This window comes from Pseudomonas sp. S3E12 (assembly GCF_001702295.1).
In the GTDB taxonomy this organism is placed as follows: domain Bacteria; phylum Pseudomonadota; class Gammaproteobacteria; order Pseudomonadales; family Pseudomonadaceae; genus Aquipseudomonas; species Aquipseudomonas marginalis.
The window spans coordinates 585,257-594,878 of record NZ_MBDT01000005.1; the positions used below are offsets into that span (position 1 = coordinate 585,257).

At 62.1% G+C, this 9,622-nt stretch carries 8 protein-coding genes; 1 reads left to right on the top strand and 7 read right to left on the bottom strand.

Annotated elements, in window-relative coordinates:
• Positions 1–350: 350 nt before the first annotated feature.
• From BB029_RS07490 to BB029_RS07520, 7 genes are all read right to left on the bottom strand, one after another.
• Complete coding sequence (locus tag BB029_RS07490; RefSeq protein ID WP_065938729.1) at positions 351–1,775, bottom strand: gamma-aminobutyraldehyde dehydrogenase; 1,425 nt, start codon at positions 1,773–1,775, stop codon at positions 351–353.
• Between the two features lie 169 nt (positions 1,776–1,944).
• The gene (locus BB029_RS07495; protein ID WP_065938730.1) at positions 1,945–2,754 is read right to left on the bottom strand and encodes an ABC transporter permease; all 810 of its coding nucleotides are present in this window, start codon (positions 2,752–2,754) and stop codon (positions 1,945–1,947) included.
• Positions 2,744–3,673 (bottom strand): ABC transporter permease, encoded by a 930-nt coding sequence (locus tag BB029_RS07500; RefSeq protein WP_027604529.1) that lies wholly within the window; start codon positions 3,671–3,673, stop codon positions 2,744–2,746. The genes BB029_RS07495 and BB029_RS07500 overlap by 11 nt, the downstream gene beginning before the upstream one ends.
• A 1-nt stretch (position 3,674) precedes the next feature.
• Positions 3,675–4,709 carry an ABC transporter ATP-binding protein gene (locus tag BB029_RS07505; protein WP_065938731.1) on the bottom strand — a complete coding sequence of 345 codons (1,035 nt, stop codon included), beginning with the start codon at positions 4,707–4,709 and terminating at the stop codon, positions 3,675–3,677.
• A gap of 137 nt (positions 4,710–4,846) precedes the next feature.
• Positions 4,847–5,998 carry a putative ABC transporter substrate-binding protein YdcS gene (ydcS, locus tag BB029_RS07510; protein ID WP_065926496.1) on the bottom strand — a complete coding sequence of 384 codons (1,152 nt, stop codon included), beginning with the start codon at positions 5,996–5,998 and terminating at the stop codon, positions 4,847–4,849.
• Between the two features lie 71 nt (positions 5,999–6,069).
• On the bottom strand, positions 6,070–7,527 hold the full coding sequence (locus BB029_RS07515; protein ID WP_065938732.1) for a gamma-aminobutyraldehyde dehydrogenase: 1,458 nt from the start codon (positions 7,525–7,527) through the stop codon (positions 6,070–6,072).
• Between the two features lie 132 nt (positions 7,528–7,659).
• Positions 7,660–8,571, bottom strand: a complete 912-nt coding sequence (locus tag BB029_RS07520; RefSeq protein ID WP_065938733.1) for a LysR family transcriptional regulator — start codon at positions 8,569–8,571, stop codon at positions 7,660–7,662.
• A gap of 167 nt (positions 8,572–8,738) precedes the next feature.
• On the opposite strand from BB029_RS07520, the gene BB029_RS07525 reads away from it, so the two are divergent.
• Positions 8,739–9,446: a tellurite resistance TerB family protein gene (locus tag BB029_RS07525; RefSeq protein ID WP_065938734.1), complete on the top strand. Its 708-nt coding sequence runs from the start codon at positions 8,739–8,741 to the stop codon at positions 9,444–9,446.
• The last annotated feature ends 176 nt before the right edge of the window (positions 9,447–9,622 follow it).

The following is a 9,622-nucleotide window of genomic DNA, read 5'->3' on the forward strand; positions in this document are numbered from 1 at the left end:
TCGTGAGCAAATCCCGCGCCGTTCCTGGCACGTGCTGGATCAGAAATTACGGTTCGGACATGCCTTCGGCCAAACGCAACGGACATTAAACAGACGCCGGATAGCTTAAGCGGTTCGATGACGTAGGAAAATTGATTGATGGCGGGGTGATAGCATTGCAAATGCGACAAGACATTTCCGGCGCTCTGAGTGGACACATTACCCAGGAATTATGAACATCCAAATGTAGGAGCGAGCTTGCTCGCGAAGAACGTCAACGATAACGCGGACATTCTGATTAACCGCGGTGCTCTTGCGTTCTTCGCGAGCAAGCTCGCTCCTACAATAAAGCGTTACGGCGCTTGGGGAGATCAGTGCTTGAACATCACATGCCGAACCATGGTGTAGTCCTCCAGCCCGTACATGGACATATCCTTGCCATACCCCGACAGTTTCTGACCACCGTGGGGCATTTCGCTGACGAGCATGAAATGGGTGTTTACCCAGGTGCAGCCGTACTGCAGGCGCGCGGCCAGGCGATGGGCGCGTCCTACGTCGGCGGTCCATACCGACGACGCCAACCCGTAGTCCGAATCATTGGCCCAGCCCAGTACCTGCACCTCATCGGTGAACTTGGTCACCGACACCACCGGCCCGAACACCTCGCGGCGCACGATCTCATCGTCCTGTTGCGCATCGGCGAGTACGGTCGGCTCAAAGAAGAAACCATTGCCTTCCACCGCCTTGCCACCGGTGACCAGGCGGATATGCGGCTGCGCCACGGCGCGTTCGACAAACCCGGCAACCCGGTCGCGGTGTTGCGCAGTGATCAACGGCCCCAGCTCAGTGGCCGGGTCATCCTGCAAGCCGTATTTGATGCTGGCGACCGCCGCGCCGAGCTTCTCCACAAAGGCATCGTAGATGTCCGCCTGCGCATAAATCCGGCACGCTGCGGTGCAGTCCTGCCCGGCGTTGTAGAAGCCAAAGGTACGAATGCCTTCCACCGCTGCATCGATATCCGCGTCGTTGAAGATGATCACGGGCGCCTTGCCGCCCAGCTCCATGTGCAGGCGCTTCACGCTGTCGGCGGTGCTGGAGATGATATTCGCACCGGTGGCGATGGAACCGGTCAGCGACACCATGCGCACTTTCGGGTGGTTCACCAGCGGGCTGCCCACGGTGGGCCCACGGCCGAACACCAGGTTGAGTACCCCGGCCGGGAAAATCTCCGACGCCAGCTCGACCATCCGCAACGCGGTCAGCGGGGTTTGCTCCGATGGCTTGAGCACCACGGTATTGCCCGCGGCCAGGGCCGGTGCGATTTTCCAGGCGACCATCATCAGTGGGTAGTTCCACGGCGCGATGGACGCGATCACGCCCACCGGGTCGCGACGGATCATCGAGGTGTGGCCGGGCAAGTATTCACCACCGGCCGAACCGCTCATGCATCGGCTGGCGCCGGCGAAGAAGCGGAACACGTCGGCAATTGCCGGGATCTCGTCGTTCAGCGCGGCGCTGTAGGGCTTGCCGCAGTTGTCCGATTCCAGCTTGGCCAGTTCTTCGCCGTGGGCTTCGATCACGTCGGCCAGTTTCAGCAGCAACAGCGAGCGATCCTTGGGCGCGGTCTGCGACCAGCCTTCGAAGGCCGCATCGGCGGCGCGCACGGCGGCGTCGACCTGGGCTTCGCTGGCTTCTTTGATTTCCACCAGCACGCGGCCCAATGCCGGGTTGAACACCGCTTGCGCCGGGCCTTCGCCTTCGACCAGATGGCCGTTGATCAAGAGTTTGGTTTGCATGGTTCAGTCCTCCAAAAAGCGATCGTTATGTCACTGAATAAACCGGCTCTAAATGTGGGAGGGGGCTTGCTCCCGATGACAGTCTTTCAGTCACATCATCTACAACTGACACACTGCTATCGGGAGCAAGCCCCCTCCCACATTTGAGCTCGGTGTCTTCAATAAAAAATTATTTACCACCACTCCCGGCCACGCTTTCACCACCGCGGGTCAGGTAATAGGCGCCCAGGATCGGGAACATCGTCACCAGCATCACCAGCATCGCGACCACATTGGTCACCGGCACATCCCGTGGCCGGCTCAATTGGTTGAGCAACCACAGCGGCAACGTACGTTCGTGGCCGGCGGTGAAGGTGGTGACGATGATTTCGTCGAACGACAGCGCAAACGCCAGCATGCCGCCGGCCAGCAGCGCCGAGCCAAGGTTGGGCATGATGATGTAGCGGAAGGTCTGCCAGCCGTCGGCACCCAGGTCCATCGAGGCTTCGATCAGGCTGTGGGACGTGCGGCGCAGGCGGGCGATGACGTTGTTGTAGACGATCACCACGCAGAACGTCGCGTGGCCGACGATGATGGTGAACATCCCCGGCTCGATGCCTAATGTCTTGAACGTCGCCAGCAGTGCAATACCGGTGATGATCCCCGGCAGCGCAATCGGCAGGATCAACATCAGCGACACGCCTTGCTTGCCAAAGAACTCGCGGCGATACAGCGCCGCCGAGGCCAGGGTGCCCAGCACCATGGCAATCAGGGTGGCGATGGCGGCGATCTGCAACGACAGCTTGATCGCTTCCAACACGTCCGGCCGGGCGAAGGCCACGCTGAACCACTTCAGGGTAAAGCCCTGGGGCGGAAAGCTGAACGCGGCTTCTTCGGTGTTGAAGGCGTAGAGGAAGATGATCAGGATCGGGAAGTGCAGGAATACCAACCCGCCCCAGGCTGCGATCTTCAAGCTTAATGATGATTTCTCAGAGTGCATCGAAGGCCCCCAGGCGTTTGACGATGGACAGGTAAACTGCGATCAGCACGATCGGCACCAGGGTGAACGCCGCCGCCATGGGCATATTGCCGATGGCGCCTTGCTGGGCGTAGACCATGCCGCCGACGAAGTAACCCGGCGGGCCCACCAGTTGCGGCACGATGAAATCGCCCAGGGTCAGCGAAAACGTGAAGATCGAACCGGCGGCAATCCCCGGCACCGACAGCGGCAGGATTACCTGCATGAAGGTCTGGCGCGGCTTGGCGCCGAGGTCGGCGGAGGCTTGCAGCAACGACGGCGGCAAGCGCTCCAGGGACGCCTGGATCGGCAGGATCATGAAGGGCAGCCAGATATAGACGAACACCATGAAGCGCCCCAGGTGAGAGGTGCTCAAGGTGCTGCCGCCCACGCCGGGAATGCCCAGCACGAACTGCAACACCGGTTCCAGGCCCAGGTGCTGCACGAACCACTGCGCCACGCCGCCCTTGGCCAGCAGCAAGGTCCAGGCATACGCCTTGACAATGTAGCTGGCCCACATCGGCATCATCACCGCGATATAGAAGAACGCCTTGGTCTTGCCCGTGGTGTAGCGCGCCATGTAGTAGGCGATCGGGAAGGCGACGATGGCGCTGGCGATCGACACCACGATCGCCATGCCCAGGGTGCGCAGGATGATGTCGAAGTTCGACGGCTGGAACAGCGCGGCGAAGTTGGCCAGGGTCAGGTCCGGGGTGACCGCCATGGTGAAGTCGTCAAAGGTATAGAAGCCTTGCCACAGCAGGGTCAGCAGCGAACCCAGGTAGATCGCGCCGAACCAGATCAGCGGCGGAACCAGCAGCATCGCCAGGTACAGGTTGGGCTTGCGGTACAGCAGGTTGGAAAACCTGCGCATCGGCGGTTGGGAAAGGGCCAGGCTCATGTCACACCTCGCCTGCGCGGTCAGTCAGCGGCGTCATGGCTTCTCGCGCCCAACGGGCGGTGATGGACTGGCCGACCTGATGGCCGCTGCTGATGTCCAGCCACTGGTTGTTGGCCTGGCTGATGTTCAGCGCCTGGCCGTTTTCCAGTTTCAGCTCATAGCGGGTGGCGCTGCCCTGGTACTGGATGTCGTGCAGCAAGCCGCTGATTTCCACTTCGCCGGCGCCCAGCGGGCCCTCGGCAAAACGCACATGTTCCGGACGGATCGAGAACGGCTGCGGGCTGCCGCTGAGGCGCTGGGCCAACTCGCCGCGAATCACGTTGGAGGTGCCGACGAATTCGGCGACGAACGCGGTGGCCGGTTTCATGTACAGGTTGCGCGGGGTGTCGACCTGTTCGATGCGGCCCTTGTTGAACACCGCCACACGGTCGGACATCGACAGCGCTTCGGTCTGGTCGTGGGTGACGAAGATAAAGGTGATGCCGAGCTGGCGTTGCAGCTTCTTCAGCTCGCTTTGCATCTGTTCGCGCAGCTTGAGGTCGAGGGCGCCCAAGGGTTCATCGAGCAGCAACACGCGGGGGCGATTGACCAGGGCACGGGCCAGGGCCACCCGTTGGCGTTGGCCGCCGGAGAGCTGTACCGGCTTGCGCTCGCCGTAGCCACCGAGGGCGACCATTCCCAAGGCTTCTTCGGCGCGGTTGAGGCGTTCGGTCTTGCCCACGCCTTTGACCTTGAGGCCATAGGCGACGTTGTCGCGCACGTTCATATGGGGGAACAGTGCGTAATCCTGGAATACCGTGTTTACGTCACGCTGATACGGCGGCAAGCCAGCGGCTTCCTCGCCATGAATGCGGATCGAGCCTGCGCTCGGCTGCTCGAAACCGGCGATCAGGCGCAGGCAGGTGGTCTTGCCCGAGCCGGATGGGCCGAGCATGGAAAAGAACTCGCCGTCCTGGATATCGATGGAAACCCGGTCAACGGCTTTCACTTCGCCGAACTGCCGGGAAACGTGGGTGAATTGGACTGCAAGCGTCATGGTGCGGTGCTCCAAAAAGGCGCGGGTGGTCGCAGCGCCCGGCCTGGACTGCTGAAAAAACAAAACATCCGTGAATGCGGTCGATGTAGGAGGGGGCAAGCCTCCTCCCACAGGGGATCTATGCCGTCTGCATGGTCTTAGCGGCCGCCCATGATCGCGATGTAGTCCTGGGTCCAGCGGCTGTACGGCACGAACTTGCCGCCCTCGGCCTGCGGGGTTTTCCAGAAGGCGATCTTGTCGAACTGGTCGAAGCCGTTGGTCTTGCAACCCTCGGCGCCGAGCAGTTCGCTTTCCTTGCAGGCTGCGGGCACCGCCGGCAGCGAGCCGAACCAGGCGGCGACATCGCCCTGGACTTTGGGCTGCAGCGACCAGTCCATCCACTTGTAGGCGCAATTCGGGTGCTTGGCCTCGCTGTGCAGCATGGTGGTGTCGGCCCAGCCGGTGGCGCCTTCCTTGGGAATGGTCGAAGCAATCGGCTGCTTCTCGTTTTGCAGGCCGTTGACCTGATACGGCCAGGCGCTGGAGGCCACCACGCCTTCGTTCTTGAAGTCGCTCATTTGCACGGTGGTGTCATGCCAGTAGCGGTGGATCAACGGCTGCTGCGCGCGCAACAAATCGAGCACGGCCTTGTACTGGGTTTCGGTCAGTTCATAGGGGCTCTGGATCCCCAGTTCCGGCTGGGTGCTCTTGAGGTACAGCGCCGCATCGGCGATGTAGATCGGACCGTCATAGGCCTGCACGCGACCTTTGTTCGGCTTGCCGTCCGGCAGGTTCTGCGCATCGAACAGCACGTTCCAGCTGGTGGGCGCGGTCTTGAACACGGTGGTGTTGTACATGAGCACGTTCGGGCCCCACTGGTACGGGGTGCCGTAGGTCTGCTGGCCCACCACGTACCACGGCGCATCCTTGAGGCGCGGGTCGATGTTCTTCCAGTTGGGGATCAACGCCGTGTTGATCGGCTGCACACGCTTGCCGACAATCAATCGCAGCGACGCATCCCCGGACGCGGTGACCAGGTCATAACCGCCCTTGGCCATCAAACTGACCATTTCGTCAGAGGTGGCGGCGGTTTTCACATTGACCTTGCAGCCGGTTTCCTTCTCGAAACCTGTGACCCAGTCGTAGGCCTTGTCGCTTTCGCCACGTTCGATATAGCCGGGCCAGGCGACGATATCCAGCTGGCCTTCTCCAGCGCCCACCGCCTTGAGCGGTTCGGCGGCCTGGATACTGACGCTGGCCAGCAGCGCGGTGGTCAAGGCACTGAGCAGTGCGGTCTTATGCGCAGACATGGGGATTCCCTCTTCTTTAATTATGGTCGGGGCAGTGTGTGAAGCCGTGACGCATGAGCTTAGTTGTTGTTTTAAAGATGCTGGCCGTGGCGGGCCATGATGTGGCGCACCACGCTGTAGTCCTGTAGCGAATCGCTGGACAGATCTTTCCCATACCCCGAGCGCTTCAAGCCGCCGTGTGGCATTTCGCTGACCAGCATGAAATGGCTGTTGATCCAGGTGCAGCCGTATTGCAGGCGTGCGGCGACCTGCATGGCCTTGTCCAGGTTCTGGGTCCAGACGGAGGAGGCCAGGCCGTATTCGGAATCGTTGGCCCAGTCCACCGCCTGTTCCAGTTCGTCGAAGCGGGTCACGGTAACCACCGGGCCGAACACTTCGCGCTGGACGATTTCATCGGTCTGCTTGCAACCGGCGAGCAGCGTCGGCTGGTAATAGAAGCCGGCCCCGGAATGCACGGCCGCGCCGGTGACCCGCTCGATATGCGGCTGGCCGAGGGCGCGCTCGACAAAGCTGGCCACGCGGTCGCGCTGGCGTGTGCTGATCAGCGGGCCGAGTTCGTTATCGGCATCGCGCTTGCCGGCGAAGCGCAGGCTGCTGACGGCTGCGCCCAGTTCGGCGACCAATTTGTCGTGGATGCCCGCCTGGGCGTAGATGCGGCACGCCGCGGTGCAGTCCTGGCCGGCGTTGTAGTAACCGTAGGCACGCACACCTTCGGCCACGGCTTGCAGGTCGGCATCGTTGCACACGATCACCGGCGCCTTGCCGCCCAATTCCAGGTGTGTGCGCTTGAGAGTCTTGGAGGCGGCCTGCAGGATTTTCTGGCCGGTGACGATGTCGCCGGTCAGCGAGACCATGCGCACCTTGGGGTGGCTGACCAAATGGCTGCCCACGCCCTCACCGCCACCGCACAGAATGTTGATGACCCCGCGGGGTAACACGTCCTTCAGGACCGGGGCCAATGCGAGGATTGACAGCGGCGTGTGTTCCGACGGCTTGAACACCAGGGTATTACCGGCCGCCAGCGCCGGGGCGATCTTCCACGCGGCCATCATCAGCGGGTAGTTCCACGGCGCAATCGAGGCCACCACGCCAATCGGATCGCGGCGCACCATGCTGGTGTAGCCCGGCAGGTATTCGCCGCTGAGCTGGCCGGTCTGGCAGCGCACGGCGCCGGCGAAGAAGCGGAACACATCGATGGTGGCGCTCAAGTCGTCCTGGCGTGCCAGGTGCAACGGCTTGCCGCAGTTCAGCGATTCCAGGCGGGCGAGGTAGTCGGCGTGTTTCTCGATGGCGTCGGCGATGCCCAGCAGGACGTTCGAGCGTTGTTGCGGCGTGGTCCGCGACCAGCCAGCAAAAGCGCGGTGTGCGGCGAGGATCGCACTTTCGACCTGCTCGGTGCTGGCCTCGGCGATCTGGGTGAGCACTTCGCCGGTGGCCGGGTTGAGGATCGGCTCGGCAACGCCCTGGCCCTGGACCAGTTCGCCGTCGATCAGCAACGCAGTGAGCAGCGGGGTGGGCGTGCCGGACATTTTTCGTGATCTCTTTTCTTGTGCGGTCATGGGCGTTCTCTTACAAGGCGCCTTACCTTCTCTTATGGATAGACAGAGACTAGAGCTCAGGCGCGAGGTCAACAAATACTAAATACTGAATACAGCATTCGATTAAATAGATGGCTTGCGTGGGTGTGGTTGTTCCCGCGCCACGGTGAGGAACGGATCCACCAAGGCCGGCCGCGCGGTGCCCCGACGCCAGGCCAGGCCGACGTCCAGGGTCTGGCTGAGGTCGGCAATCGGCCGCGCTTCAATAATGTCGCCCTCCAGGGACCAGGGGCGGTAGGTCATGTCCGGTTGGATCGACACGCCCAGGCCCGCGGCCACCAGGCTGCGCACGGCTTCGGTGGAGGCGGTGCGCAGGGTCACGCGCGGTTGCAGGCCGGCAGCGGCCCACAGGCGCTGGGCGTTATGCCCCATTTCGTCGACATTCAACTGAATCAACGGCTCGCCTGCCACGTCGGCGAGGTTGATGCTGTCGTGCTCCAGCAGTGGGTGTTGCGCCGGCAGCCACAGGCGGTGGGGCGAGTGGGTGAGGACTTCGGTCTGCAGGGCGTGGCGATCTTCCAGGTTGGAGAGGATCAGCACGCCCACATCGATCTCGCCGCTGACCAGCAAATGCTCGATATACGGGCGTTCGTCTTCCATCACGCGGATCTCCACGTTGGGGTAGGCGCGCTGGAAGCGGGTGAGCAAATCTGCCAGGTAGTAGCCGGCGACCAGGCTGGTCACGCCGATGATCAACTGCCCGGCGACCTGGTCGGTGCTCTGTTGCAGGCTGCGCTTGGCATTGTCGACGGTGGCGAGGATCAAGTGCGCCTGGCGCAGGAACTGATGGCCCTGGTGCGTGAGGGTCATGCCCTTGGCGTGGCGGTTGAACAGGGTGACGCCGATTTCCTGCTCCAGTTGCTGGATCGCCAGGGTCAGGGTGGACTGGGAAATGAACGCGGTCTGCGCGGCGGCGGAGATCGAGCCGGTCTCGGCCACGGCGATAAAATGCCGGATTTGACGCAAGGTCATCATGCTGGAATTACCAGTGGGGTGTTTTTATAGATTTGTCCGAGTGTATATCGGTTTTAGCGAAGGGCAGTGGCGTTACATCTGGAAGCACTCTAGATCGCGGCTTTTTGGCACTTAGTTTTACGCTGAGGGCCTATTGGTCCATGAACCCTAGTGTCTGGAGGCTACGAATGAATACCCGTGGATTGCTCGATCAGTTGCTCAAGTCCGGCCAGGACATGTTGCAGAACAAAACCGGCGGCCAGCGCAAGCAGGACGATAAAGGCGCCCTCGGCGGGCTGCTCGGCGGCGGCGGTCTGGGCAGCCTGCTCGGCGGTGCGGGCGGTGGCGCCCTGGCGGCGGGCGCCATGGGCCTGTTGCTGGGCAACAAGAAGGCGCGCAAGTTTGGCGGCAAGGCCCTGACCTATGGCGGGCTGGCCGCGTTGGGCGTGATTGCCTACAAAGCCTACGGCAACTGGCAGGCCAAGCAGGCCAACGCGCCTCAGGGTGAGCCGCAAACCATCGACCGCCTGCCACCGGCCCAGGTCGAGCAGCACAGCCAGGGGATCCTCAAGGCATTGGTCGCCGCCGCCAAGGCCGACGGCCATGTGGATGAACGCGAGCGCGCACTGATCGAAGGTGAATTCACCAAGCTGGACAACGACCGCGAACTGCAAAGCTGGCTGCACGCCGAGCTGAACAAGCCGCTGGATCCGGCCGACGTCGCCCGCGCCGCCGGCACCCCGGAAATGGCTGCCGAGATGTACATCGCCAGCGTGATGCTGGTGGACGAGGAGAACTTTATGGAAAAGGCGTATCTGGACGAATTGGCCCGCCAACTCAAGCTCGAACCGGGCTTGAAGCTGGAACTGGAAAAGCAGGTACGGCTTAACCAGTAACCAACGGGGCCGGGCAAATCCAACCTGTGGGAGGGGGCTTGCTCCCGATAGCGGTGGTCCAGTTCGAATCTCTGCAACTGACCCACGGCAATCGGGAGCAAGCCCCCTCCCATAGGTGTTTTTGCAATGTGTGTGTGCCACATCGAAACCCATTGATAAATGAGGGCTTCTGCTCA